The 26399-nt window shown below is 45.6% G+C and carries 23 protein-coding genes; 8 read left to right on the forward strand and 15 right to left on the reverse strand.

Annotated features, from left to right (window positions below):
- Together AB4Z17_RS04745 and AB4Z17_RS04750 are read left to right on the forward strand one after the other, a co-directional pair.
- Nucleotides 1-495, forward strand: a 495-nt coding sequence (locus tag AB4Z17_RS04745) for an MraY family glycosyltransferase (protein WP_441958441.1), incomplete at its 5' end; no start/stop codon positions are given.
- 503 nt (nt 496-998) lie between these two features.
- Nucleotides 999-1661, forward strand: coding sequence for a hypothetical protein (locus AB4Z17_RS04750; RefSeq protein ID WP_441958443.1), 663 nt, complete (start codon nt 999-1001; stop codon nt 1659-1661).
- 60 nt (nt 1662-1721) lie between these two features.
- Here AB4Z17_RS04750 and AB4Z17_RS04755 read toward each other — a convergent pair whose 3' ends face one another.
- Nucleotides 1722-1847 (reverse strand): hypothetical protein, encoded by a 126-nt coding sequence (locus AB4Z17_RS04755; RefSeq protein ID WP_441958445.1) that lies wholly within the window; start codon nt 1845-1847, stop codon nt 1722-1724.
- A 55-nt stretch (nt 1848-1902) separates the two neighbouring features.
- Here AB4Z17_RS04755 and AB4Z17_RS04760 point away from each other — a divergent pair, with 55 nt between their 5' ends.
- Nucleotides 1903-2418 (forward strand): DUF4309 domain-containing protein, encoded by a 516-nt coding sequence (locus AB4Z17_RS04760; RefSeq protein ID WP_441958447.1) that lies wholly within the window; start codon nt 1903-1905, stop codon nt 2416-2418.
- Nucleotides 2419-2509: 91 nt separating this feature from the next.
- Here AB4Z17_RS04760 and AB4Z17_RS04765 read toward each other — a convergent pair whose 3' ends face one another.
- Both AB4Z17_RS04765 and AB4Z17_RS04770 read right to left on the reverse strand, forming a co-directional pair.
- Nucleotides 2510-2890 (reverse strand): VOC family protein, encoded by a 381-nt coding sequence (locus AB4Z17_RS04765; protein ID WP_441878494.1) that lies wholly within the window; start codon nt 2888-2890, stop codon nt 2510-2512.
- Nucleotides 2891-3050: 160 nt separating this feature from the next.
- Nucleotides 3051-4292, reverse strand: coding sequence for a hypothetical protein (locus tag AB4Z17_RS04770; RefSeq protein ID WP_441958449.1), 1242 nt, complete (start codon nt 4290-4292; stop codon nt 3051-3053).
- A 302-nt stretch (nt 4293-4594) separates the two neighbouring features.
- Here AB4Z17_RS04770 and AB4Z17_RS04775 point away from each other — a divergent pair, with 302 nt between their 5' ends.
- Nucleotides 4595-6673: an acyltransferase family protein gene (locus AB4Z17_RS04775; protein ID WP_441958451.1), complete on the forward strand. Its 2079-nt coding sequence runs from the start codon at nt 4595-4597 to the stop codon at nt 6671-6673.
- A 58-nt stretch (nt 6674-6731) separates the two neighbouring features.
- Here the strand turns inward: AB4Z17_RS04775 and AB4Z17_RS04780 are convergent, their stop codons facing one another.
- The 4 genes from AB4Z17_RS04780 to AB4Z17_RS04795 all read right to left on the reverse strand — a co-directional run bounded on the left by AB4Z17_RS04780 (nt 6732) and on the right by AB4Z17_RS04795 (nt 11162).
- On the reverse strand, nt 6732-8615 hold the full coding sequence (locus tag AB4Z17_RS04780) for an ABC transporter permease (protein WP_441958453.1): 1884 nt from the start codon (nt 8613-8615) through the stop codon (nt 6732-6734).
- A complete protein-coding gene (locus AB4Z17_RS04785) occupies nt 8587-9354 on the reverse strand; it encodes an ABC transporter ATP-binding protein (protein WP_441958455.1) in 768 nt (255 codons plus the stop codon). Before AB4Z17_RS04785 ends, AB4Z17_RS04780 begins: the two co-directional genes overlap by 29 nt.
- Nucleotides 9355-9447: 93 nt before the next feature.
- Nucleotides 9448-10458 (reverse strand): sensor histidine kinase, encoded by a 1011-nt coding sequence (locus AB4Z17_RS04790; protein WP_441958457.1) that lies wholly within the window; start codon nt 10456-10458, stop codon nt 9448-9450.
- Nucleotides 10455-11162: a response regulator transcription factor gene (locus AB4Z17_RS04795; RefSeq protein WP_430056572.1), complete on the reverse strand. Its 708-nt coding sequence runs from the start codon at nt 11160-11162 to the stop codon at nt 10455-10457. Before AB4Z17_RS04795 ends, AB4Z17_RS04790 begins: the two co-directional genes overlap by 4 nt.
- Nucleotides 11163-11348: 186 nt before the next feature.
- Here AB4Z17_RS04795 and AB4Z17_RS04800 point away from each other — a divergent pair, with 186 nt between their 5' ends.
- The 3 genes from AB4Z17_RS04800 (at nt 11349) to AB4Z17_RS04810 (ending at nt 14236) form a co-directional block, all read left to right on the forward strand.
- Entirely contained in the window at nt 11349-11888 is a 540-nt protein-coding gene (locus AB4Z17_RS04800; RefSeq protein WP_441958459.1) for a sigma-70 family RNA polymerase sigma factor, read from the forward strand.
- Between the two features lie 11 nt (nt 11889-11899).
- Complete coding sequence (locus AB4Z17_RS04805; RefSeq protein ID WP_441958460.1) at nt 11900-12910, forward strand: DUF4179 domain-containing protein; 1011 nt, start codon at nt 11900-11902, stop codon at nt 12908-12910.
- A 564-nt stretch (nt 12911-13474) separates the two neighbouring features.
- Nucleotides 13475-14236, forward strand: a complete 762-nt coding sequence (locus AB4Z17_RS04810) for an alpha/beta fold hydrolase (RefSeq protein ID WP_441958462.1) — start codon at nt 13475-13477, stop codon at nt 14234-14236.
- 162 nt (nt 14237-14398) lie between these two features.
- Here the strand turns inward: AB4Z17_RS04810 and AB4Z17_RS04815 are convergent, their stop codons facing one another.
- The 8 genes from AB4Z17_RS04815 to bglX form a co-directional block, all read right to left on the reverse strand.
- Nucleotides 14399-15013 carry a flavin reductase family protein gene (locus AB4Z17_RS04815; RefSeq protein ID WP_441958463.1) on the reverse strand — a complete coding sequence of 205 codons (615 nt, stop codon included), beginning with the start codon at nt 15011-15013 and terminating at the stop codon, nt 14399-14401.
- 38 nt (nt 15014-15051) lie between these two features.
- Nucleotides 15052-15663: an alpha/beta hydrolase gene (locus tag AB4Z17_RS04820; RefSeq protein ID WP_441958507.1), complete on the reverse strand. Its 612-nt coding sequence runs from the start codon at nt 15661-15663 to the stop codon at nt 15052-15054.
- Nucleotides 15663-16610, reverse strand: coding sequence for a ring-cleaving dioxygenase (locus AB4Z17_RS04825; protein ID WP_441958465.1), 948 nt, complete (start codon nt 16608-16610; stop codon nt 15663-15665). Before AB4Z17_RS04825 ends, AB4Z17_RS04820 begins: the two co-directional genes overlap by 1 nt.
- A 61-nt stretch (nt 16611-16671) precedes the next feature.
- Nucleotides 16672-17073, reverse strand: a complete 402-nt coding sequence (locus tag AB4Z17_RS04830) for a DoxX family protein (RefSeq protein ID WP_372238955.1) — start codon at nt 17071-17073, stop codon at nt 16672-16674.
- Between the two features lie 195 nt (nt 17074-17268).
- On the reverse strand, nt 17269-17715 hold the full coding sequence (locus AB4Z17_RS04835) for a MarR family winged helix-turn-helix transcriptional regulator (RefSeq protein WP_441958467.1): 447 nt from the start codon (nt 17713-17715) through the stop codon (nt 17269-17271).
- A 187-nt stretch (nt 17716-17902) separates the two neighbouring features.
- On the reverse strand, nt 17903-18886 hold the full coding sequence (locus AB4Z17_RS04840) for a LacI family DNA-binding transcriptional regulator (protein WP_441958469.1): 984 nt from the start codon (nt 18884-18886) through the stop codon (nt 17903-17905).
- Between the two features lie 78 nt (nt 18887-18964).
- A complete protein-coding gene (locus AB4Z17_RS04845) occupies nt 18965-22324 on the reverse strand; it encodes a GH36-type glycosyl hydrolase domain-containing protein (protein ID WP_441958471.1) in 3360 nt (1119 codons plus the stop codon).
- 48 nt (nt 22325-22372) lie between these two features.
- Nucleotides 22373-24529: a beta-glucosidase BglX gene (bglX, locus tag AB4Z17_RS04850; RefSeq protein ID WP_441958473.1), complete on the reverse strand. Its 2157-nt coding sequence runs from the start codon at nt 24527-24529 to the stop codon at nt 22373-22375.
- Nucleotides 24530-25072: 543 nt separating this feature from the next.
- Here bglX and AB4Z17_RS04855 point away from each other — a divergent pair.
- Nucleotides 25073-26320, forward strand: a complete 1248-nt coding sequence (locus AB4Z17_RS04855; RefSeq protein WP_441958475.1) for a sugar ABC transporter substrate-binding protein — start codon at nt 25073-25075, stop codon at nt 26318-26320.
- Nucleotides 26321-26399 lie beyond the last annotated feature (79 nt).

Raw genomic sequence — 26399 nt, forward strand, 5'->3', positions numbered from 1 at the left:
GTCGTCATTAACTTCTCCGATGGCATGGACGGGCTCGCTGGCGGACTATCGGCGATTTCTGCCGTAACGCTGTTCGTTGTAGCACTGGCCAAAGGACAATCCAATTCCGCCATCATGGCTATTATTTTAGTAGGTGTCACCATTGCGTACCTGCGATATAACAAACCTCCTGCAAAAATCTTTATGGGCGATGCTGGAGCTACCTTCCTTGGGTTTATTTTGGCGGTCATTGCACTAGACGGCGCATTTAAGCAAGCTACCGTGATGTCGTTGTTTATCCCAATTCTGGCGCTCGGCGTACCGATCTTCGATAATATATTCGTTGTCGTGAAGCGCATGCTGCAAGGCAAAGCCATCTATCAGGCAGATGCCAGCCAAGCGCATTATCGCTTGCTGCGGGCCGGCCTCAATCATAAGCAGGTCGTCATGTTCCTATGCTTGGTCAGCACATGCTTATGTTTATCATCTATCATTTTACTGCTTGTTCAGATATAAGGAATAGGGATGCTCTCAAGCGAATTTATTCGCTTAAGAGCATCCCTTTTTTTGTTTGACTATGTTCAATCTTATTATTGACGAACAAATATGAGTATACGAAAGGATATAATAATGGGTAGTAGATGATTTGGCATGGCGTTATTAAAAACTAGCGCCATTATTTAGACAGCAAGGAATACAACGTCGAAAAAGAGAAACATGGTTTCGAATTTTCAATATTATGATTCAACAGTTTTTGCCTTACTTTTTGTGGAGCATTCCCTTTTTAGTTGTTGTATTGGGGATAATTTTTATAATAAAACGTAGTTATAAAATTTCGTTAATCTCATTCTTAGTTGGAACCATATTTATTTCTTTAATGGTTCCTGTCCTTTTTGAATAAAGCTAATTAGCCCATCCCCGCTAAATCTCGAACATAATTTAATTTATTGATGAAACATTTCCTCCTGTTACGCAGTCTGATTAATTAGCAAATATTTCAAGCGGATGGCGGGTGCTTCATGAACAGAGCTCTATCTGTATTAAGTATCGTTATGCTGATTATGTTGATCTCATCAGGATGCGCACTCCCTAAAAAAGCTTCTACACATTCCAATGGAACAGAAAAACCGACGGTGATCGCCGAAGCAGCTGTCGATTATGACCAAGACGGCGAAGAAGAAAAGCTTTATGTGCGCATGATGTCTGGCGAGTCTAAAGAGGAGAAGGAAATAGGCCCTAATATGGGGACATACTGGGAAGGGGAATTTCGTCTGGAGCTGATTGCTAAAGACGGCACGCTCTTGCATGCTTTAGACTTAAATCCTACATTCAACAGCGGACCGCTAATTTTCAATCAGAGCTGCCAATTTGTTATTTCTTTTGCAGACTATAACAACGATGGCAGCCTCGACTTTTCAATCGGCCAATCCTTTACCTCGAACGGCTCAACTTTTAATTTGTATTCTCTCTTGCCAGAAGGCATCGCTGTCTTGCATCAAGGCTTGTTCACGGCTGACAACAGCTATTCCACCCTATACGAAAAAGCCGGAAATACCTCATTTATAAATCGTTATTACGACATGGACAAAGGGAAAGAAGCGCAAACGCTTTACACTTGGCAAGGCGAGCGCTTTGTTCGTACAGAATGCGAGGGTTGTGAGCTAAAAACAGGCGATACTTAGAAACGTTCACTATCGTCTGTGGGATTCAGACTTAATTATGTGGCCAAGCACGAGCACACCTCACTCACCAAGCCTTTTCACAACATCGCTCATTTGTCCCAGCATGGAAAGCGGGTCCTCCCTCAGCCAGTCCTCAGACACCTTGTACACTTGACCTAGCTTGACGGCGCGAAGCTCTTGAAACATTTCATTTACTCGGCCCGTTTAGAGTTATATCGAGTGAACTATTGGAGGCGTTTCTATGATAAGTAGGATAAGCAAAACCACTGGAATATGCCTTTTACTATCGATGCTCCTCCTCTCCGCCTGTGCGAAAGCCGAAGAACCTGAAACGCGTCAAATAGAAACGGGTAAAGGGAATGCGTGTCGATTTAGCCTCGACAGCGAGCTTCTAGAAACAGCCGAAAAAGGGCAGCTTAAGGGCTTAAAAGTGAATTTAAACCAATCTAGAAGCGAACTAGAGCAAGCCTATGGACAGCCTGACGAAGTTGGGTTTGAAAATGCTGATTATTTAAAATATGATAACTGCTACTTCTATATTTGGGACGAAAATAAGATAGGCGTAATCGATATAAAAATAAACGAATCCGTAGAAGAGGTTAAAAAGGTTTTGGGAGAACCAGATTCCGAAGGCAATTCTGATGGCGGGTATGATGAATATGGCATTAGTTATACAACAGGAGATTATTCTTTATATTTTATGTACGAAGACGCGGCATCAACTGAAGGGATTGTTCGAATAAAGAGCATGAATTAACTTGTCATTGCAAGAACAGCGGCAGTCTCGAAAGACTGCCGCTGTTTGATAGAGCATTCGTTTCTGAATACACTGAAAAGGAAGGGGAATATTACTTTTTCTCCATTACAGCAAAGTAGTTTGCTTCATCATCTGCAAAGTTGAATACTCTTCCAGAAGGCATCGTTACAATGTCACCGACAGTGACACTTTTATTTGACAAGTCGCCATGCAGCTGTTCGAAGTGTTCCGTAAAAAACATTAAAGATGGTGTACCAAGATTTAATCCTGGTGACATTTTTGCAACGAATTCCTTATTATGTAGAATGATCGTTGTTTCTGAATCCTTTGTAGGAGCAATTTCAATATATCGAAACCCTTGGCCGTTATTTTCTTCAGAAATGACTTGAAAACCTACTTTTTCTGTCCAAAATTCCACTGCCTTATCTTGGTTATCTACATACAGCATGATTTGACCGACTTTACTAATCATTGATTGTTCCACTCCCTTGTTTAAGTAATTATCATAATTGAACTGGGCGTTCCTCAGCCAGCTTGTCTCCATTACCTCCATATATTATAGCATGTAGAATAGGTTATCAATTGAGCATATTCTGATCTTTGCCGCATACGTTATGATGCACATGAAACACTCAATAGAATGCAATCACCTCAGACCAGTCCCATTGTCCATAATAAGAATCTGCTTGGTCGATACCTTTTATCCATTCCACTGCATGGTGTCCATCTATGTCCGCCATGATTACATTTGCTGTAGTATGATCATCCCTCACCCAAAAGAGCTTCGAATGAAGAACTACCGGGTTATAAGCGCCATACTTTCGGGAGGGCTTTGTCATATGTTTTTGCACGCCATTATTCAGCTCCACCCTTACTAAGTAAGGAAATGCTGCACGGCGCTGATCACCATCTGGTTTAGACTCCGCTGCTCTCGACACAATAATATGCTGCAAATCCTGCCAAACAAATGCTTGATCAACGAAATGCTTAGGCGTGTACGCAGCCCCCTTCTCAGATGTCACTTCCAGCACCTTCAGCTGTTTGTTACTGGTGGCCTCGCGCCCGATCCCTGCAATGTAAGCGAGCCGGCTGCCGCTCTTTGCCCATGAGAACCACTGGGGATTATTCACCATCTCATCAAGTGTTCGAAAAACAACGCCGTCAGTTGAAATCACACAGAGGATGTTGCTATCGGCCGATAACGACGCGGTTGGCTTAGCAAGAAATGCGATCCATCGACCATCAGCGGACCATTTGAACTCACTCGTGCCGACTGCAAAAAAATCGTCAGATGGTGCTGGCAGCACATGAACGGTTGTATAGGTGCGAGGATCGTCCATTGTACGAAGTGGCATTTGATARAGATGGATCGGCGTCCATCCATCCGGGAGCAGCTCTGACTGTGAAGAAGCAAAAAAACCTTTACCATATGGCAGCCATGAGAAATTATCTATGGCTGCCGCGGAACCAAGCGGTTTGTCCGGCGAGCTCGCATCAACGTATTGCAGTTGATCCTTTATCTGATAGGCCAGCAGCTTATTCTTCGGTGCCCATTGAAAATTTTTGCCGACATTTGCAGCGACGAGCTTGCTCTTGCCTGTTGGCAAATGCAGCACCCATAGCTCTTGCTCTGCATCTCCCTGCGTATATGCAAGCCATTCTCCATCGAATGACCACTTGGGATTGCGCACAAAAGGTCCGCTTACAAGCTTCTTCTCCACTTGACCTGTCTTTAGCCAAAGCTCGCCATTTCGCACAAAAGCAGCCCTTAGAAGTTGTTCTTGTTCCCCATTCGGCGCCGCTGCAATATCTGCTCCACTCGTCATAAACAACAACGCAAGAAACGAAGCGATCCAAACTTTTACGATTCTCATCTAGGGAACCTCCCAAAAAAATACTTGTGGTTACGGTTCCCTTTACTGGTGGAAACATGCATTTATTCGTTCTGTAATTTTTCGTTTTTTTTGTTTCCAGTTTGATACCGATTTGTAACTGTTCTGTTACGAATTATTTTAGCTGCCGCCATATAATTGATTTACAACGATTCATCATCCAGAGGGGCTGAACACCATTTTTACCATCGGTATTATTCGTAATCATAGCTTTTTCCACCGTCTTATTCTCATCGACCTTGCTGCAATTCTCCCCATTTCATTCATTGTAGGAGGATTCCGCCATGCCTAAACCAATCGGCAACAGTAGTCGCTATATGCCGGGACTGGATGGCTTGCGCGCCATTGCCGTTCTTGCCGTCATTGCTTATCACTTGAACTTGCAATGGGTACCGGGCGGACTGCTCGGTGTTACTATGTTTTTTGTCCTCTCTGGATATTTAATCACGGACATTTTGCTGAAACAGCTTCATCCTTCCAAGAAATTAGATCTCAAAACGTTTTTTATTCGCCGAGCTAGGCGATTGCTGCCTGCGATGTTCCTCATGATAGCTGTCGTTTCATTATGGCTGTTGATTAGTGATACAGGCCGGTTATTGTCTCTAAAAGGCGATATCGGGTCAGCTCTTCTTTATATAAGCAACTGGTATCTTATTTTCCATGAGGTTTCCTATTTCGAGAGCTTCGGCCCCGCTTCTCCGTTCGGCCATTTGTGGTCGCTTGCAGTGGAAGAACAATTTTATTTATTGTGGCCCCTCGTGCTGTTAGCCGTTATCCGCTTCTCTCCAAAACGGGGCAAACTTGCACTGTGGACACTGGCGGCAGCTGCGGTATCAGCCGGTGCGATGATCCTACTTTACCAGCCGGGTGTTGATCCAAGCCGTGTCTACTATGGGACGGACACCAGAGCATTCTCCCTTCTCATAGGGGCAGCGCTTGCTATCGTTTGGCCGAGTTGGAAGCTGTCATCGACCTTGTCTGCACGCAGCCGCATGCTTATGGATGCTGTAGGCACATTCGGCTTCATCATCATTTTGGTTATGATTAATCAGACCAATGAGTATGATTCTTTTCTATATCGCGGAGGCATGGTGCTGTTATCCCTTGCTACTGCGGTTGTCGTGGCTGCACTCGCCCATCCCGCAAGTAAATTCGCAAATGTAATCGGGAGCAAAGTACTCGCTTGGATCGGCGTCCGTTCCTACGGCATTTATTTATACCATTATCCAATTATCGTGTTAACGACTCCAACAGCCGAGAGCGGAGAGCTGCATCCTGTAAGAGCACTTATTCAAGTAATCCTAACGTTCGTACTTGCTGAGCTTTCTTGGCGGTTTATAGAGGAGCCTATAAGACATGGTGCGCTTGGAAAAATATATTCTTTGTTTAAACAGCAAACCACGCAGCGAATTGGACTCAAAAAAGCCAGCAGCTATCTCGCTGTGCTTGTCATTGTTTTCTCAAGCGTATCCTGCACAAGCAGTGTGAATTTGCAATCAGCCAGCGGCGATAGCAAAAACAATGAAACCTCTGTAGTTGCGCCCGCCAAGCCGAATGTTTCGGAGGAAGCTGCTCCAGGCAAAGATCGTGAACAAGGCAAGACTGGACAAAATGAGGCTGTGATCGAGCCGAAGCCAGCTGAACCAGAAAAACAAACGCCTCCGCAAGCGTCGGAACAACCTGGTCAATCTAATACGGCTCCGGGTACAGGTAAGGATAAAACCGAACCGTCTATCACCGATCCCGAGCAGCCGAAAGTTGATACCATTGTGAACGGTACCGATGGCAGTAAGCCAAAACCTGTACCAACTGTTAATGACAAACCAACCAGCAATCCCGTACAGGGAAACAAAGATCAGAAGCCTGTACCAGACAAACCGACTGTCACCCCTATCGATCAAAACAGCGTGACAGCAATCGGTGATTCCGTCCTATTGGATGCTGAACCATTCCTAGAGAAGCTGGTTCCGGGTATCGTGGTTGATGGAAAAATAGGAAGACAGTTTGGGCAGGCATTAGATGTGATCGAGGGCTTGAAAAAAAATAACCAGCTTGGAAATACGGTTGTCATTCAGCTCGGAACGAACGGTGCCTTTACGACAAAACAGATGAATGAGCTTCTTGACACGTTAGGCACAGAGCGTCAAATCATATTCATCAATACGCGTGTCCCGCGTAAATGGCAGGATTCCGTAAATAAAATGCTCGCGGCCACAGCGAAAAAGACGGAGAACGTGACCATTGTAGACTGGTATACAGCAAGCAAAGGGAAAAAGGACTTTTTTGCCGCTGATGGCGTGCATTTGAAAAAGCATGGAGCACAGTTTTATGCAGACCTGCTTGTTAAAGCATTAGACAAATAAAGAAGAGTGCTTTGGAGGTGTTATCACCTCTGAAGCACTCTTTATTAATTATGCTCAATTAGGCAAGCGCCATCTTTACCTGCCTAATATAGAAGAAACGAACGATGAAGAAGTAAATGACTTGAACGATAAAAAATAGGCCAAGCACGAGTATGGATTCCTTGAGCAGCGAGTATTTAAACATGTTGGATAGTGTCATGAGGGCAACAGCCCCATGTACTAATGCCACCACGATTGGTGCAAAGAATAGCAATATCATTTGTCGATTCAGTATTTTTGCAAGCTCTTTGTCGCTCAGACCCATTTTCGAAACCGCTTTGAACTTCTGCCTGTCATCATCCAAATCGCTGTACAGGCGGAAATAGAGAAAACTGCCTGCGGAGACAAAAAACACGACTCCGATAAACAAACCAATGAACAGTATCGGGCCAAAGCGCTCGCTTAACACGGAATTTTGAAATTCAAGCGCGTAAAACTCATATTTATCGCTATAGGGAATGAGATTCGTAAGCTTGCCGCCTGCCTTTATGGCTTCTTTCTGCCGCAGTGGTCCATGCCATGCATAATAATGGCTCTCTTGTACTGGAGGCTGGAGTTTTGCAAATTGTTCATCCGATACAATGAAATAGCCGCTGAAGCCATGTACCGCTGGCGATACAACAGCTCGATTGGCTTCAATTACAACACTAGGCTGCAGCGTATATGGCTCGTTAAGCAACGCTTTACCCGCTCGTGACATCCCAAAGTCGACAACCGCTGCTTTGCCGCCTGAAAGCTTAATCTTATCTATTTTCATTAATTCGGCCAAATGGTTATAGTCGGATTGCTTAACCACTACAATCATTTTATCGCTATTGGAGGCCTTGTAATAACCAAGCTTAAGCATTGCTTTTTCATTTGCGATGTTCGATTCTTTCAGTGTGCGATCAATCTGCTCCATATGCTTTTGCTCGCTGCTATCACCATCCATTGTTGTCTGGTAGGTGAATAGATAAGGATTTCCTTTAACATTATCTCCACCGATGATGGATTGAAATCCGTAAAGCGAGCCTATCGCACAAAACGAGACAGTGGAAATAATAGCGACCAGAAAAAACGAGCGCGCGTTGTCCTTCAAGCGGTAGGCGAGATCGGAAAAAAGCAGCATATTCGTTTTGAGCCAAAAAATTGATTCCATACTCTTTAGCTTCCGAATGATATAGACGCTAAGCTGTGTAAACAGCAGGTAGGTGCCAATGCAAACCATGATCGTAACCGGAATAAGCAGAAAAATTGCCTCTGTGCCATCGGCTCGCAAACTAAGAAAGTAGCTTGCTCCAATCAGGATTGGTACTAGCATGGAAAGAAGGAAGGATGACTTCGGCTCGCTCTTCGCTTGCTTGTTTGCCTTTAATAGCGTAACCAGCTTCCCGCTGCGCAGTACGGTAGAAATAAAAAAAGAGATGAGAATAAATAGAATTAAAAATGAAACCAGAGTGAGAACAATAGCCTTATAAGGAATATAAAAGGATAGCTTTTCGTTGATGGTAAGAACATTTTCCCCTGCAAGCAAAATCGCCTTTGCAAACACAAGCCCCAAACCAATGCCTCCGATAATGGCAAATATGCCAATAATCATATTTTCCAAAAAAATCATCAGACGGAGCTGGACAGTGGTCATGCCCTGCATGATCATCAGCCCAAATTCTCTTTTGCGCGATTGTAGAAATGCACTCATGGAGTACAGAACAAAAAAGAAGGAAAATACATAAATAATCCACTTGGATACAGAAAGCGCAAACGTAGCGCTGGAATGAATGTTTTCCCCGCTAAGGACAGGGTGATATGCAAAGATCGAAAAAGTAAAGAAAACCATCACCGTAAATAGACTGCTGAGAAAATAACCTGCATAAAGCCGTTTGTTGCGAGTGACGTTACGGAATGCGAACTGGCGAAACGTCATGATGATATCCTCCTAACAGCGAAAGCGTATCGATAATTTTTTGGAAGAAGGTTTGACGATTGTCACCCCGATGGATTTCCGTATAGAATCTGCCGTCCTTAATGAAAACAACGCGATTGCAATAACTAGCAGCCACCGCATCATGCGTGACCAGCATCATTGTTGCTTTCTGCTCGCGGTTAATTTTCTCCAGCAGTTCCATAACATCCTTCGCTGCTTTGGAGTCAAGATTTCCTGTCGGCTCATCTGCCAGCAGCAGCTTGGGGGAATGAATCATAGCCCTTGCTATCGCTGCCCGCTGTGCCTGCCCCCCAGATATTTCATACATGCGTTTATCCATAATCTCTGTAATGCCCAGCTTCTCTGCTATGGCTTTTACTTTTTTCTTCATTTCGCTAACCTTGTTGCCATCCAGAGTCAGCGGCAGCACAATATTCTCCTCAACCGTCAAGGTGTGAAGCAGATTGAAATCCTGAAAAACAAATCCAAGCTCACGGCGGCGAAATATAGCTAACTCATTTTTGTCCAGCTTGCTGGTCGTTTTGCCGTGAAAGGATATGTCTCCCGTTGTCGGCTCGTCAATCGTTGCAATTAAGTTCAGCAGCGTTGTTTTCCCGCTTCCAGAGGGACCCATAATCCCAACAAAATCTCCGTCATCAATCGTTAAATTAATGTCGGTCAAAGCTCGGTAGGACATTTTACCTTCATATATTTTACTAACCTGTCTTACATGCAGCATACTTAGATCTCCTTTCAAGAGGAAAACAGTTAATGTGTGATCAGTATACTGTGGACAGTCAGCCGCTAACTATCGATTAGACTTTCACTTTTATTACACGCTTGTAAGCTTCTGATAGGCGGCAAAAACAATACGTACCTCCGTACCCTGATCGACCACTGACGTTAGCTCCATTCCATGTCCAAGACGATCAGCAGCCTCCTTCGTCAGATAGAGCCCCATACCCGTTGATTCGCGCATGCCGCGTCCGTTTTCCCCGGTAAAAAAGAGATCAAATACCCGCTTCATATCCGCAGCAGGAATGCCAACCCCACGATCGATAACCTCAGTAACAGCTTCGCTCCCGCGCAAATAGCAGGAAATCACGACCTTCTTCCCTTCTGTCTCTTTGCTCGCAGAATATTTAATCGCATTGATGACGAGCTGGGAGAGCATAAAAAATAGCCATTTCTCATCCGTTTCGACCGTTATTTCAGGTGTACTGATGTGAACCTCGGGATAAATCTGATTGCGAATAAAAAGTCGTTTGTTGTCATGGACAACGGCGCTGATGATTTGTGACAGAACGACGGGCTTCACGTGGAAATCCTGTTCGAACGCGCGGAGCCGAGCCATATAGAGGACCGTATGCAATCCCGAGCGCATTCTCTCCAGTTCCTCACGTATGCTGGCAAACTCCGGCTCATCAATATTTTGAACAGTGAGCTCAATGACCGAAAGAGGTGTTTTCATTTGGTGAACCCATTGGTCCATGAAAACGAGATGCTCCTCCTGCTGTTTCTTTACCGTGTATAATTGCTGCTGATAATGACGGTACTGGGTATGCAACAGTTTCTGGAGCGCCTCCGAGATGGGCGACTGCCCGATTTTCTGAAATGAAGCATCTAGCGATTCTAGAGGCTGACTAAGGCGGAGGTAATAATGTCGCCGACTAAGAAAGTGGTACACAAGGTATCCGCCTAGGATGAAGAAAGCAAGAAAAACAACGTAAAGTGCTGTCTCCAAATTGTGATAGCCATCGAGCCAATAAATCGAAAAAATGATACCCAATTGCAAAAGCTGAACAACAATGAGCAGAGCGTGTTCTCTTATAAACAGTTTCACTTGTCACTTTCCTTCATCCATGTGACGTTCAGCCGATAGCCTGTGCCTCTCACCGTCAGCAAAGCATCTTCGATGCCAAGCTCCTGAAATTTTCTTCTAACGCGGGTAATGTTCACATTCAGCGTATTCTCATCCACGTAAGCCTGATCATCCCACAGCTTCTCAAGCAGAGCCTCGCGGCTGGCAACCCGTGGATATCGCTCAATGAGGCTTTCTACAATGTCGGATTCTTTTTTCGTGAGCGCAATGATTGCAGCTTCTAGCTTCAGCTCCAGCCTTTCGGGATAAAGCATGAGCCCTTCGATTTCGAGAACGCGTTCCTCATATCTGGAGGCATACTCCCCATAGGCACGCCGAAGATGGCTGTGGATTTTGGCCAGCACAATTCCAGAGTGAAACGGCTTCGTGATATAATCATCGCCCCCATTTTCAAGAGCCATGATCTGATCCATTTCACCGTCGCGAGCGGATATAAACAACACCGGGCAGATCGAAGCGCTGCGGATTTGCCTGCACCAGTAATAGCCGTCATAACTAGGCAAATTCACATCAAGAAGAACCATGTCCGGCTTGGCTTGATGGAACTCATCCATAACATGCTGAAAATCGTTTACACGTATCCCTTCATAGCCATATTTCGTTATAGTAGACAGCAGAAGCTCCGCGATTTTCGGATCATCTTCTACAATCATTATTTTGTGCATCTCACTCTCTCCTTGTATGGACCATTAATGTCAAAATAAGAATATTGCAACACTATCTATTATGCTTGATACATTATCGATATGGAAACGGGAAGCTAGCTCTTTTTTTCTCATGTGATAGATTAATGGAATTCTATTCGTATTACCTAGTAGGCGCCAATAATTGTTGCAAGGAGGGGTGAACGGTTGAAACTGACAGAGGACAATGTTGTACAACACATAAAAAACAAAAACGAGAAAGCCATTTCTTTTATTATCCATCAATATGGAGGACTGCTTGCTGCGATAATTAAACGCCATTTGAATGGCCAGCAGCAGGATTACGAGGAATGTCTGGATGATGTGCTGCTTTCAGTATGGAACCATATTTTGCACTTCGATCCAGAGAAAAATGGCTTTAAACAATGGCTTGCAGCGATTGCCAAATATAAAGCAATTGATTATCAAAGAAAACAAATCAAGCTTCACAATCACCAATTTTCGGTTTCCGAAATAGATGATCGCATGCTCAAAATAAGCGAAGCAGCCGGCACAAGCCAAGTAGATGAGCTGTTTGACCAACTATCAGCGCATGAGCGGGATATTTTCGAAAAATATTACTTAGAGGGAACACCTTCCCATGAAATTGCGGAGCACTATAATGCCAAGGAATCTTGGGTGCACAACAAGCTTTCTAGGGGACGCAAGAAATTGAAAAGCTATCTGCTCAAAAATAATCAAGGATAAGGAGTGAGACTATGTCGATTTATAAAGAGCTAAATGATCTTAGCCTGGATGTAAGCCAGTATGAAGAACAGGAGCTCACGAGCCTCCAAAAAAAGAGCTGGGACCGACGTGTACGGAGTAAAATTAGAAAACGTAAAACCAATAATAAAAAGAAATATGCAGGCGTTGCAGCGGCCTTTATATTGGCAGTAGGTATTTCAATCAGTACGGGGACTGTGACTTTTGCCAATGTTCCATTCGTCGGAGGGTTGATGGAGCGATTGATGGCAACTAATGCAGATGAGAACGCGGACTACTCTCCGTTCAAAACCGAAATTGGTGCCACTGCTGAAAATAAGTACGGGAAATGGACCTTAGATGAAGCGTTGATTGATAACGGACGTTTGCTTATTAGCTCCACTTTTGAGCCTGCAGAGGGGGTCAAATTTAATTACAAGATGCATCCGATGCCGACCGTACTTATGAATGGACAGAATCTCACTTCAGGAACCGCTGGACAATCCATTAAAGTTCACGATTCCATGTATACGGTCTACAATGAGCTGCGAATTTCAGAGCTTCCGATCGGTGAAACGATTGCCTTCCAAATTAGATACGATAATCTAGACTGGAGCATCGATTCGAAAGTGAAGCTGATTGAGAATCCTTGGTCCTTTGACATTAAGGTTCCAACGAATCAATTGGCTGCAACAAGTGAAACGATTGCTTTTAATCAGGATATCTCACTTGGTAACGGACAATCCATTCATCTAAAAAACATGGTCGTATCACCTATTTCAACGATTTTATATTATGACTGGACTGAGCAATCCAACCACATTGCGTTTAAAATCGTCAGTGAATCCGGGGTGGAGCTACTGCCAAACACTGCGGAAATATCTGCTGAGGGTTCTTATAACCGCTACGTTCCAATTGATTTGAAAGCTGAGAAATACTATTTGGTTCCTTTCGAGAGCTCAGAGAACCCTCATGCTGACAATCCAGGAGAGGTGCCGGAGCAATCGATACCGATTAATCCATAGCATAGCAGCACCACATCGTGCTATTTCAGCTCCCGAGCGTGAAATTCTCATAAATAGGACTAGAATCTAGTCCTATTTCTCCTTAAATGACCAATTCAGCATAATTAGATATAGAAACTAGTCTTATATCACAACGCATCCCGCTATTTCGGCTCCCGAGCGTGGAATTCTCAAAAATAGGACTAGAAACTARTCYTATTTCTCYTTAAATGACCAATTCAGYATAATTAGATATAGAAACTAGTCTTATWTCWCAACGCATCCCGCTATTTCGGCTCCCGAGCGTGAATTTCTCAAAAATAGGACTAGAAACTAGTCCTATTTCTCTTTAAACAACCAATTCAGCATAATTAGATATAGAAACTAGTCTTATATCAAAACGCATCCCGCTATTTCAGCTCCCGAGCGTGAATTTCTCAAAAATAGGACTTGAAACTAGTCCTATATCTTCAATGTATCTTGCCAATTCTCCCAAAAAAAGAGATATTCATAGGATAGCTCTTTAAGCCTAACGTTTAAAAAGCTGCCGTGGATTTGAGATGAAATTTAGGAGGCGGTACAATCATGCCCCACATTCCATTCAAGGATTTGGACGTTTTTTATGAAAAAATGGGGAACGGTGAGCCCGTTATTTTTTTGCACAGCGGCTACTCTCGGGGTATCCTAGCCTTCGCCAGCCAATTGCTTGATTTTCAGAGCAAATATACTTGTTATTATCCGGATTTCAGAGCCCATGGACGAACAAAGTGCAGCAGTCTCGAATGGAATACGCCTCAGCTTGTAGAGGACACGATTGGTTTTATGGACGCGCTTGGCATTTCTAGAGCACATTTGATCGGCTACAGCTTGGGGGCGAATGTTGGATTATATGGCGCTGTTCATTATCCCGAAAGAGTTGCTACTTTAACTACCATAGGAACTAGCGGGTTTGCAGATCCAACGGGTGTCGAGCAATTCGAGCCAGAGTGGCTTTTGGAACAGGGGCAGCAAGCGACCATCAATCAAATGATTGAAAGGCATGAAGAAGCTCATCGAGGGAATTGGCAAGAACATATGCGGCAGTCTGCGAACGATTGGCGTCTCTATCCTCAGCTTACGAGCGAGCAGCTCAGCAGCATTCGTTGTCCATCCTTGCTGATTACTGGTGAAAATGATCCCTTTGTAGGTGAAGCGAAGATAAAACAATTGAGTTCCTTGATTAAAGGATCTCGATATCTCGTCGTTCAGGGCGGCAGTCACAGGCCTCATATGCTTAGAGAAAATCCGGTTTTGGTTAATGACGCCATACTAGATTTTATTGGCTCATACCCGATTTCCGACATGTGAGATTATCTAATCAAAATTGAAGCTTACGATTAAGCAAAAAAGCTGCCGACATTTATACTCGGCAGCTTTTGCTGTGTTAGCGGGGGAGATTGGTTTGCAAAGCAGCCACGGACGTTTTTCTTGTCCGCAGCTGCAGCTGCATTTTTCTACCGCACATTACGTTTATGTTGGCCGTACAATTGTGAATTGCTCGCCTAGCTTCGCATAATCGTTTCCAGCAAGCCGGCTCACCGGCTTCAATGCCTCGGTGTTAATACGTCCATTCTCGTACAAAGCCTCATCCACATGGAAACGTACAACTCTGCCAATTAATAAATCACAGGCTGGCGAATCCGCTGTACCGCCAAGCGATAACGATTGATCAAGTACACATTCCATACGAATTCTCGCTTCAGCCACACCCGGCACACGCACAAGGTCGCTTGCGATAGCCGATAAGCCTGCAAGCGCAACCTCACTCTCTTCCGAAGGCAAAGCTGCTGCCGTTATATTAATCGCTTCGATATAGCTCTCATCAGAAATATGTACAACAAATTCGCCTTGGGCGATGGCATTTCGGGAGGTATCCTTCTGGATACCTCCCGGCTTGCGCTGTACAGATACCGCAACCATAGGCGGATTAGCGGTAACGATATTGAAGAAGCTGAACGGAGCTGCATTCAGAACACCTTCGCTTGAGAGTGTAGTGACAAAAGCAATGGGTCTTGGCACAATACTGCCAATCAAAAGCTTATAATTGTCCTGCACACTTTGACTCGTTGGATCAATCGATAACATGATGGGCTCCCCTTCATAAGCGAAATGCTTGCTTTATATTAACCTTTAAAGGTTTCGTTAAACCAAGCCGCTGCCGCAGCTACCTCTGAACTCGTTAGCTGATGCCCAAATGTTTCCCAATGTACCGTAACCGGAGCCCCCGCTGCTTGCAGCAAACGGTCCAGCTCCTCCGTCTCCTGAGGCGTGCAAAGCGGATCATTCGAGCCCGCACCTATGAAACAAGGTACGCCAGCTAGGTCAGGCAGATCAACATCCCGAATCGGCACCATCGGGTGATGCAAGATCGCTCCGCGAAGCGTACCTTGATAGTGGAACAATAGGCTGCCTGCGATATTAGCTCCATTGGAATAACCGATCGCCACGATATTATTGCGGTCGAATCCATATTCGACTGCGGCTTGATCTAAAAAATCATTAAGCTCCTGCGTGCGGAATTTAAGGTCCTCTAGATCAAATACGCCTTCAGCAAGACGTCTGAAATAACGCGGCATACCATTCTCGAGCACATTTCCTCTGACACTCAGCACGGACGAAGCAGGCGAAACTAGCTCAGCAAGCGGGAGAAAATCCCGCTCGGTACCACCCGTTCCATGCAAGAGCAGCAGTACTGGTGCAGTTGCATCTGTTCCTTGTTTGAATATATGTTTCATCATTTGTCCTCCTCCAATACTCTTACTTCAAATGGTGACAATAATTGCTCAATTTGCGTACGATGCTCCTCATACCATTCCGGCAGCATCAGCTTTTCACCGAGATGCTCCGGCTCTTCATCACGAGCAAAGCCCGGTGGATCTGTAGCAATCTCGAATAAAATGCCGCCGGCTTCACGGAAATAGATCGCGTTAAAATATTGGCGATCCACGACCTTAGTAGGCTGGAAGCCATGGCTCTCGACGTGGCTTCTCCATAGCGCGTGCTCCGCGTCGTCTTTTGCCCGCCAAGCAATATGGTGAACGGTGCCAGCTCCTCCATGTCCATGCTCCATATCCTCTACATTGATGTCAATTAGATTGCCCAGATCGCCTGTTGCTTTAAAACGAGCATAACCTTCATCTTCCCCGACTTTCTCCAGTCCCATCACGTTAACAAGGAGCTCCGCGGTTTTAGCCGAAGCCGTCGTATATAATACGGCACCGCCAAAACCCTTAATCGCCTGCTGCGCCGGAACGCCGCCAAACGACCATTTACTGTCCGCTCCTTGCTCCCTAGCTACGATCTCAAGCTTTAAACCATCAGGATCTTCGAATTGCAAATACTGCTCTCCAAATCTTGATGTTTGAGCAAAATCTACATTAAGCTTAGCTAGACGCTCTTTCCAAAAACCGAATGCACCTGCGGGAACTACATAAGTGGTTATACCCACCTGACCCCCGCCAATTTTGCCTTTGCGTGAATTCTCCCAAGGAAAAAACGTAATAATAGTGCCTGGACTTCCGATCTCATTGCCAAAATATAAATGATAAACCTCTGGCGCATCAAAGTTAATCGTCTTCTTAATCAACCTTAGACCTAATACGCCTGAATAAAAATCTGCCGTCGTCTGCGCGTTTCTAACAAAAGCGGTTATATGGTGAATACCAGCTGTTTGATTTGTCATGGTAATGACACTCCTTATTTTATAGGAATATGAAAAGTAATGTAACTAGCTCCACTTCTGATTAGCCGATAAGCGCATCAATGGAATATTCACCAGCGCCTGTTAATGCGATGCCTATAGCAATGGCTACGAGAACAAGATTATATTCATAACCGTTTGCGGTAGCCCATATTCCGTTAGGACCATGCACCTTCACAATAGCACCAAGCATAGTAAGCACAATCAATACCGCAGCAAGAGGTGTAAGCAGACCAGCGACGAATAATAGGCCGCCGATTAGTTCCATCAATCCAGCGGCAACAGCCATAGCAACCCCTGGCTTAATGCCAATCGACTCCATCCAGCCGCCTGTTCCCTTTGGCCCATAACCGCCAAACCAGCCAAACAGCTTTTGTGCACCATGCCCAACGAACAACAGACCTACAACGACACGAACAACCAATAATCCCAAAGCAATACTCAATGTAAACTCCTCCATTTTGTTTTTAATGTTTAAACTACTGCTTGCATCACAGTTCTTCTTTTACCACTATTTAAAGAATCTCTATTTTAAGATATATGGTGTGCATAAATGATCGCTGCTACCTTATAACAGCCATCATTGATATGCAACAAACGCCCACGCGCATGATTACACCTTTACAGCTAGTTAAACCCGCTACTTGTAGTGCTCCTGAGCAAACTTTCCTAGCTTCTTAAGCAGCTTGCTTGCCAATTGCTTCTCTTCTGTTGTCAGCCCATTTACCGCTTGCTTGATAGCGTCTTCGTGAGCAGGAAATACATCCTCTACGAACTGTTTGCCTTCATCGGTTAGTTCTGCATAAATGAGGCGTCTATCCGTAGTCGAAGCTCTCCGGCGTACCATTTGCTTCTTCTCCAACTTATCAACGACATAAGTAATGTTGCCGCTGCTCATAAGCACTTTCTCACCGATTTGCTGCAATGGCTGCGGTCCGCGGTGATAGAGCAATTCAAGCACTCCAAACTCCGTGCGGTTCAAGCCGTTTTTACGAATATCACGATCCGCATGGGCATTCACCCATTGGCTCGCTCTAGACAGCGCAATGAAGAGATCTAATGAATCATTTTGTTTTTCATTTGCCATGATGATCACTCCTCTCTGCGCCGTTTTATCTTTAATTAATTTATCTTGATTTAAAGATAATACATTTTGAAACAGTTGTCAACGCTTATGCCAAATCTTTTTGATTAGGCGATAACAGGCATGCTTCTCAAAAAATAGAACGGCTTGAGATTTCACCTCAAACCGTTCCGCCGTCAATGGCTTCCATTTAGCTTTCTTTGGCCGACCTGACCGAATTCCCTTTAATAAGAGAAACATAAATCCGTTCATGCTCCACTTCGTCGCCGCTGATCAGCTTGATCAGCTGTTCGGCAGCAAGAGCCCCCCATTTGCGCTTGGAATAATCAATCGTAGACAAGCGGGGCTGAGTGTAAGAAGCCAGCTCCATATTATCAAACCCAACGATATGAATATGTTCACCGATCTGAATATCAGGATGATGCGCCGCCAAATAATTGAACATACCAATAGCCATCTCATCGTTGAAGCAAAACACTGCCGCAGCCGTGCTGCTGTTCTCAGCTATAATTGTCGCTGCAGCCTGCTCCCCAGCCGATTTATTGAAATCTCCTTCAATTACAATCAGCTTAACGCCAGCGGATCGTTCCACCGCTTGCGTAACAGCTTGCAGCCGCTGCCTTGAATCATAAGAGCCGCTAGGGCCAGTCACTGCATAAAGTGTCCGATGGCCTTGCTCGATCAAATATTCGGCTGCCAGTCTCGCCCCTGCTTTGTTATCGAGCAGCACTTGATTGATGTTCGAATGCTGCAGTTCACGATCCAGCACGACAAGCTTATGTCCGCGCTCCGCGTAGCTCAGCAGCTCAGTGCTGCCAAACGTCTCGTCCAGTATAATCGCTCCATCGATCATTCGCTCAGGCAGCATCCTATGAGATTGCTTACCGCTGCACACGATCAGATCATAGCCCTTTTCCGATAAAATCTCCTTTGTTCCTTGCAAGAGATCGCCGTAGAATGCGCCGCTGAAGTCGGTAAGAAAGACACCGATAATTTTTGTTTCTCTCGTCTTGAGCGACCTTGCAGCAGCGTTCGGGATGTAGTTTAATTCCTTGGCAACAGCCAATATTCTTGCTGTCGTCTCATCCGTCACCTTGGGGCTGCCGTTAAGCGCGTAAGATACCGTCGAGATCGAGACCCCCGCTTGTTTAGCGATATCCTTAATACTAACCACAGCATTCGCTCCTATCTTTCATTGTTCCTTCACTATATCACAAAGACTGGCGGTTCTTGGAGACCGCCAGTCTGCTTCTTACATAAATATTTCGATTCGGTTCGATTCCGAATGAAGATTAGCTTTCAATTGTTCTTCGGATATTAGTATTCCACCTACACGATAACGGTTAGCTGAAGGCTTGCCTTCCGCTTCCTTACCGTTAATGATGACCTTCGTCACCTGTCCTGCATCGCTAAGGCGATAAACAAAAGTAATCGGCAAGCCGTTCCACATGAAATCGAATTGCATGCCATCCAGCTTAGCTGGCAAAATCGGATCGATAACCAGATTACCTTCCAACTGACGAATACCGAGGGCATTCGAAATCAATTGGTTCATATAGATTCCGGGACCGCTCGAATAAATTCTCCAGCCGCCCTTAACAGGTACAGTTCCTTCACGAAGCTCACCGAAACGCTCCTGCGCCTCATAACGGTTGTTGAACTTGCCGTCGGAGCTGCTGAAGTAAGAGTTGCTTTGACGCAGCTCTGCATTAGGAACAACATCACGCAATCCAACCGGATTAATCATGAGTAGACCTTGCCATACTTCATCCGTCTTGCCCAGCTTCGCCATAGCTTCTACATAACGAATATGAGCATGAACATATTGCAAGCCGACTTCCCGGCCGAAATTAGATGCCTGCTCTGCCCGCTTAAAGTTAGTGCTTACGCCGCCTGCATATTGTGCAGGACGGTTCATCAGCCTTACGCCATCCGGGCAATACAGCTGCTCTTTAATAACACGGTAATGCTCAGCAGCTTGCTCTTCCGTAAGCAATTCGCTAATCATACTGCGTGTCATTGGAAGCAAGCGGTATTGAATGCCTGTAGTTGTGTCAGTCGGGTGAAGCATCAGCTTCGCATCGCCCGGCTCCTCCATGTATACAAAGCCAGGAATGACATCCTGTTGCAGCATATACTGATTAAAGTCCGCTTGAATAGCTGATGCCAGCTCCTTAAGCTCGGCTGCCTGCATCGCATCAACTTCCTCCAGCACGCGGCCAAACTGTGCGATTACCTGATACGTAAGCGCCACTGTCCAGCTGCTGACCATATATTGCTTAAGCTGTGCATTAGCCGGCTGCAGCGTATCATCCCAATCTCCGTCGCCATAGGATGACAAATGCGTGTCGTGCAGGAAGTGGCTCTTCATATAGGCAATTTCCTTCATCGCGTGGTCAAGCAGCGTCGAAGATTCTGTCGTGAATTCGCCTTTATGACGGACCGTATAAGGAACACGCTCCTGCAAAATGCTATAATCCTTTGTTGCTGCCAAGTAGTCTCCGAGCACCTTCAGCGGCCAAACAATAATATCGCCATGGCTTTCTTCTTGCTGAATGTGGAAATACTTGTCGAACATGAACCATTGCGGCCAATTTCCGTCATCCTCGTATTGATGGGAATACACGGTCTTCAAGATTTCAGCAACCTGCTCGTATTTGTTCATAGCCATGAAGTACTCAGTCGGTCCTTGGCAAACGTCGCGCGTTCCCCATGCTGCACCGCCGTATTGCTCCAAGCCATGAGGCACAGAGTAGTGAACGAGCATATTGTGCGTGTACCACCATGCCAATGCATTCACTTTATCCAGCTCAGCTGAAGCTGCTTCAGTACCCTCAGCAGATAAATGGAAGCCATTCATCACGTGACGGAAAAACTCACGGTAGCGCTCGATTTCAAGCTCTGCCTTCCGCTCTGACTGCGGCAATGCCTCGCCACGCAAGAGACCTTGCATCGTAATTGTCCATTCCGTACTTTGGCCAAGCTGCATCACCACAAGCGATGCAGCGCCTGATACCGTACCGCTAACAAGCAAGCTTTCATCTCCTGCAGTCATGTCTGCCCCGCTCACGAACATCCGATATTGCAGATTAGGGAAGATCGGAGCGCTTATGGATGCTTGGTCAGCCTTGAAAGTAAATACGCCGTCCTCCAGCTCCATATGGAACGGCAGCTCGTATTCATTGTTATTCATGGATACTTGATTCGTAACTAAATAGCGGTAAGCCTGTCCATTTACCGAACGAAGGTGAAGGCGTACCTCAGGCGAATCAACCGTTGTATAATTTGTAATGATGATTGTGTCATCTGCTGTTTTGTAGAACCAACGAGCATAGTTAAAGCCGATCTCAAACATTGAAGGCATAGTAAGAAGGCGGTATGAACCTTCCAACTCGACATAAATACGTTGTCCAGATGTCTTTAAATTATTGAGCGCATTGCGCGCATTCGTAAACAGCTTGTGGAAGCTCGTATTGCCTACTAGCAATTGTGAGTTGAAAATACCGTACATATAGGAAGTTGTCGTCATAACATCCTCTGTCATGCGATCATTGCCGCCAGACATAAGAATATGGCCATGCGGACGCTCAACTAGCAGCTCCTTCTCCTTAAGCACAACATGCTCATGGCTCTCTGTAAAGAAAGACAACAGCTTGCCGTCTTGCCATTCCTCCTGATGACGGTTAGGGAAATACGCGTTAACTTCCTCCATCGTCATTGATGCCGTGCGTACTGGCGTTCCAATCGCATTTGCAACCTCAGACTTAGCTACAGGTGTTGCCGCCGCAGCGAAGTCGGTCTCATTCGAACGCTCAACTTCTTCCCAAGCCTTCTGAACTTCAGCGCTGAATTCTATTTCACTCACAGCTGATGGATGATCGGCCTTGAACATGCCGTAAAATACAAAGCGAGCTTTATCCTTCAACAAGACAGGCTCAGCTTGAAGCGCCGCATAAGTGAATTCATATTGGTAAACCTCATTTGCTAGTTCAGCCTTGCCAAGCGCTTCCGGCACGTCCGTTTCTTTGTAGCTAAGGCCAAAGAATTGGAATCCGTCCGTTGAGTAGCTGGCTGCTCCTGTTAGTGAACCGTGCTGCATGTAAGGAAATGATCCTTGCATCGGCTGATTCTGGCGGAAGCAAAGAACATAACCCAGCTTCTCATCTTTAAAAGCTTTATGGTCAACGTACTGCGACATGTATGCTTCGTTCGACCGCACTGCGCCAATATCCGCGAGTCCAATGTCTTGTCCATAAATAATGTCGATCTTCGCTACTTTTCCTTGCGAATGAGCGGTCACATCCCAGAACCAGATGCCATGGTTCGTTAATGTGAAGACTACGCGATAGTCGATGCCATCAAATGCAGTCCCCTCCCATAGCAGACGACCATCCACCGCTGACATGCGGCTTGACGAATGAATCCCAAGCAAAGGCTCATATGAAACTCCTTCTTCGGTATGCATGCGCAAGTAAAGATTGTTAAGCGAGCCATCTACATTGTTCGACACCACTTGATTCAGCATCGTTCCTTTATGGACTGCTTGCGCAAGGTCTCCGCTGCTTAAAAAATCAAACGTCAGCTCTCCTGCTTTTATTTGCAATTTATTCATTGCTTTCAACGCATTCACTATAGCTTCCATTTTCTTCTCACTGCCTTTCTATTTGCTTAGTTTGAATTTAAGCGTTTCTACATCGCGGCTGTTTGGCCCAATGTACAGTTCAAAGTCACCAGGGTCGCTTGTGAAGGTCAGATCAGCATGATAATAACGCAGCTGTATTTCCTCCAGCGTAAACGAGACCTCTTTGCTCTCTCCTGGCTGCAGCATCACCTTGCGGAATGCCTTTAACTCTTGCAGCGGACGTACAACATCCCCCGCCATGTCGCGTACATACAGCTGTACGGTTTCCTCACCAGCGCGCGCCCCAGTGTTCGTTACTGTGATGTTTACATGCAATGGCTTAGAAGCACTCATCGTATCCATGGCCATCTTCGCTCCGCTGTAGGTAAAGGTTGTATAACCTAGCCCATAACCAAACGGCAGCAGCGGTTCATTCGGAACATCCAAGTATTGAGATACGTATTTCACCTGCGCATCAGGTGCGCCCTGCGGCCTTCCCGTATTAAATCGGTTATAATAAACCGGCACTTGGCCTACGGAATGAGGGAACGACATCGACAGTCTTCCAGTCGGTTCCGACTCGCCGAACAATAATTCCGCAATGGCAGCGCCGCCTTCCGTACCTGGGAACCACGCCTCTAATACGGCATCCGATTGATCAATTACACCGTGCAGATCAAGCGGTCGTCCGTTGAATAGGACAGTCACCATCGGCTTGCCTAGCTGTTTCAGCTTAGCGATTAGCTCAAGCTGTACCTGCGGCAATCTAATATTCGACCGGCTAGCTGCTTCTCCGCTCATATCCGAATGCTCACCTAAAGCAAGCACCACGATATCTGCATCTTCAGCTGCAGCATATGCCGCTTGCCACTGCTCATCCGTTGCGTCTTCAATACCGCAGCCTTCTGTTACAGACAACAATGATGCATCTACTTTGCTTGCGATGCCTGCTGCCAGTTGTACCGCCTCTTCCTTGGAGCCAAGCCAAGACCAAGGTCCAAGAATATCGCCGCTAGCCGCGAAAGGACCAATCAACGCAATTTTCTGCTCACGGCCAAGCGGAAGAACACCCTCATTTTTTACGAGGACACAAGATTTAAGAGCCAGCTCACGCGCAGCCTTGCGATGTGCTGCTGAGCCTACAATTTCCAACTCACGCTCTTCATTCGCACCACGATACGGTTGATCGAACAATCCTAGCTTCTGCTTCAGCTCCAGAATACGAAGTACAGCTTCGTCGATCAAAGCAACATCGATTTCATTCTCCTCAACAAGCCGCTGCAAATGATCCGTGTAACAGGTCGTCATCATTTCAATATCGACGCCGGCTTTGATCGCCTTCATTGCCGCTTCCGACTCATCCGCTGCAACACCGTGCGGGATCAGCTCTTTTACTGCGCCCCAATCGGAGATCAGCACACCGTCAAACGCCCATTCGCCGCGAAGAAGATCACGCATCAGCCACTTGTTACCTGAAGCTGGAATGCCATCCACTGTATTGAATGCCGTCATGACCATTTCGCAGCCTTCATCCAGCGCCGCTTTATATGCAGGCAAATAAAACTCGCGAAGCTGACGCTCAGACAGATCAACCGTGTTATAGTCGCGTCCACCTTCTGCAGCTCCATATGCGGCAAAGTGTTTTACGCATGCTGCCACGCGGTTAATATCATTTGCAAGGTCTTTTCCTTGAAAACCTCTTACGAAGGCTCTGGCGAATTCACTGTTCAAATATGGATCCTCGCCTGTCGATTCCATGACTCGGCCCCATCTTGGGTCCCTTACGAGATCGACCATCGGAGCGAAAGTAACGTGCACACCTGCCGCAGCAGCTTCCTTAGCAGCGATCTCGGCACTTTGTTCCGCCAGCTCCATATCCCATGAGCAGCCGATTGCCAGCGGTACAGGAAAGATCGTTTTGTAGCCATGGACGATATCCGCCATCACTAGAAGCGGAATGCCTAAGCGGTTGTTCGCCAAATGCTGCTTCTGTATGTTAATGACTTCCCTCGCTCCTGTTAAGCCAAGCACGGAGCCTGTACCCCGAACCGTTTCTTCCGTTACGCCCATTTCAGCCATCGGTCCGGTAATTTGTCCATCCGCGCCTTCAAAGAATGGCGTCGCCAGCTGCAGCAGCTGCCCGATCTTCTCCTCAAGCGTCATGAGCTTTAGAAGAGCCGCAGGTTGCTTTTCCATATCCGTGTTCCTCCTCGTAATAGCCAATCAAATTTATCGTTCTTATCGTTAATGTTTACAGGTCCTTCTGTCTTTACCACGCTTATGTCTTATGGCCAATAATTATAACAATCGAAACGTTTCTATTGACTCCTAATTTGGATTATAAACAATTCAAAAAGAGCCGTCAATTGCTGTTTCATCTTTAATAGAAACGTTTATATTACTAATATGAGACTATTTTCCTGAATTAAAAAAACGCTTGAACCCGTCAAAACTTTGATCTATAATGATGTCGAAACGTTTCGAATCAATAAGCAGGTCTGGTTCTAAAGTTGTAAACGGTAATATATTTTGTTTATAGAAACGTTTCACCACATCAATTAGTATTTCTATATACTTGTGGCGAACGTTTTTGCTGCGGCAGGGAAAGCAACATTTACCTGCTTATCAACACCCAGCTTAGGCTTATATATACGGCAAACAACAGCCGCCTGCGTGCATAACTTGCACGGATTCACAGCATAGTACTGATAACAATCATTCACATGGGAGGAATAATTAATGTTTAAGAAATCAGTGGCAACTGCACTAGCTAGCTCTATGCTGCTTATCGGCGCCCTCACTGCTTGCGGAAGCAACAACAGCAATGAAGGAGCAGCAAATGATAAAGTAACAATCAACGTATGGGGCATGGGTGAAGAAGCCAAATCCTTGCCGAAAATTGCAGAGCAATTCATGGTTGAGAACCCTAACATTAAGGTCAATGTACAAGCACTTCCTTGGGATACGGCACATGACAAGCTGTTGACGGCTGTCGCTTCCAAAAAAGGTCCAGACGTGCTTCAAATTGGAACAACTTGGATTCCTGAGTTCGCATCCGCTAAAGCGCTTATGGATATCACTCCTTACGTAACTGAATATCCAGAACTTGCTGAAGCAAACTTCTACCCAGGATCGGTATCAACGACTAAATACGAAGATGCAACTGTAGGCGTGCCTTGGTACATCGACACTCGCGTGCTTTATTACCGTACAGATCTACTGAAAGAAGTAGGCTACGATAAAGCTCCACAAACATGGGATGAGCTTAAAGATGCTGCAACAAAGCTTAAAGCTCGCGGCAAAAACAAATACGGCATCAGCCTTGATGTTAAAGAACAATCGCTGCTATTCATGTTCGCTCGTCAAAACGGCTCGAAGCTTATCGAGAACAACAAACCACAATTCAACCAACCAGAATTCGTGGAAGCCGTTGAATATTTGGACAGCTTCTTCAAAGACGGCTCTGCACCGATTGATCTAGGTATGGATATTATCCCTGCATTTAAAGGTGAGGGTATCTCGCCAATGTTCATCAGCGGACCTTGGATGATTAAACTAATCAATGACCAAGCACCTGAGCTTGCAGGCAAATGGGCAACAGCTGTACTTCCTAAGAAAGAGAACAACCTTTCTTCTCTAGGCGGCTCTAACTTGTCTATTTTCCAACATACAACGCACAAAGAAGAAGCCTTGAAATTCCTTGCTTACATGAGCAAGCCTGAGACACAGCTGAAATGGCTGGAGCTTACAAACTCGCTTCCTTCCACGAAAAAAGCATGGGAAAACGAAGCTTTGACGAAAGATCCTAATGTAAAAGTTATCGGTGAGCAGTTGAACAGCTCGGAGCCTATGCCGCTTATTAAGCCATGGGAAGAAATTGCTCAAAACGTGCTATCGACATTCGAGAGAATTTACCGCGGCAAGTCTGAAATTAAGAAGGAACTTGACAGCTTCAACGCCAAAGCTGAACAAATTTTGAATAAATAATGATCGCCATCGCCGGCAGCGGTTCTGGAACAGAGCCGCTGCCGGTTCCATTAGAAATGGATAAAGCCAGGCGCTCATA

The sequence above is a fragment of the Paenibacillus sp. TAF43_2 genome, from assembly GCF_052113545.1.
Taxonomy (GTDB): domain Bacteria; phylum Bacillota; class Bacilli; order Paenibacillales; family Paenibacillaceae; genus Pristimantibacillus.

What these genes read in the sequence shown, in the direction of transcription:
- AB4Z17_RS04775 (WP_441958451.1), top strand. Translation starts at nt 4,595, where the DNA reads ATGCCTAAACCAATCGGCAACAGTAGTCGCTATATGCCGGGACTGGAT.
- AB4Z17_RS04805 (WP_441958460.1), top strand. Translation starts at nt 11,900, where the DNA reads ATGTCGATTTATAAAGAGCTAAATGATCTTAGCCTGGATGTAAGCCAG.
- AB4Z17_RS04855 (WP_441958475.1), top strand. Translation starts at nt 25,073, where the DNA reads ATGTTTAAGAAATCAGTGGCAACTGCACTAGCTAGCTCTATGCTGCTT.
- AB4Z17_RS04845 (WP_441958471.1), bottom strand. Translation starts at nt 22,324, where the DNA reads ATGAATAAATTGCAAATAAAAGCAGGAGAGCTGACGTTTGATTTTTTA.
- AB4Z17_RS04760 (WP_441958447.1), top strand. Translation starts at nt 1,903, where the DNA reads ATGATAAGTAGGATAAGCAAAACCACTGGAATATGCCTTTTACTATCG.
- AB4Z17_RS04835 (WP_441958467.1), bottom strand. Translation starts at nt 17,715, where the DNA reads ATGGCAAATGAAAAACAAAATGATTCATTAGATCTCTTCATTGCGCTG.
- AB4Z17_RS04815 (WP_441958463.1), bottom strand. Translation starts at nt 15,013, where the DNA reads ATGTTATCGATTGATCCAACGAGTCAAAGTGTGCAGGACAATTATAAG.
- AB4Z17_RS04810 (WP_441958462.1), top strand. Translation starts at nt 13,475, where the DNA reads ATGCCCCACATTCCATTCAAGGATTTGGACGTTTTTTATGAAAAAATG.
- bglX (WP_441958473.1), bottom strand. Translation starts at nt 24,529, where the DNA reads ATGGAAAAGCAACCTGCGGCTCTTCTAAAGCTCATGACGCTTGAGGAG.
- AB4Z17_RS04795 (WP_430056572.1), bottom strand. Translation starts at nt 11,162, where the DNA reads ATGCACAAAATAATGATTGTAGAAGATGATCCGAAAATCGCGGAGCTT.
- AB4Z17_RS04750 (WP_441958443.1), top strand. Translation starts at nt 999, where the DNA reads ATGAACAGAGCTCTATCTGTATTAAGTATCGTTATGCTGATTATGTTG.
- AB4Z17_RS04825 (WP_441958465.1), bottom strand. Translation starts at nt 16,610, where the DNA reads ATGACAAATCAAACAGCTGGTATTCACCATATAACCGCTTTTGTTAGA.
- AB4Z17_RS04780 (WP_441958453.1), bottom strand. Translation starts at nt 8,615, where the DNA reads ATGACGTTTCGCCAGTTCGCATTCCGTAACGTCACTCGCAACAAACGG.
- AB4Z17_RS04765 (WP_441878494.1), bottom strand. Translation starts at nt 2,890, where the DNA reads ATGATTAGTAAAGTCGGTCAAATCATGCTGTATGTAGATAACCAAGAT.
- AB4Z17_RS04785 (WP_441958455.1), bottom strand. Translation starts at nt 9,354, where the DNA reads ATGCTGCATGTAAGACAGGTTAGTAAAATATATGAAGGTAAAATGTCC.
- AB4Z17_RS04820 (WP_441958507.1), bottom strand. Translation starts at nt 15,663, where the DNA reads ATGAAACATATATTCAAACAAGGAACAGATGCAACTGCACCAGTACTG.
- AB4Z17_RS04755 (WP_441958445.1), bottom strand. Translation starts at nt 1,847, where the DNA reads ATGTTTCAAGAGCTTCGCGCCGTCAAGCTAGGTCAAGTGTACAAGGTG.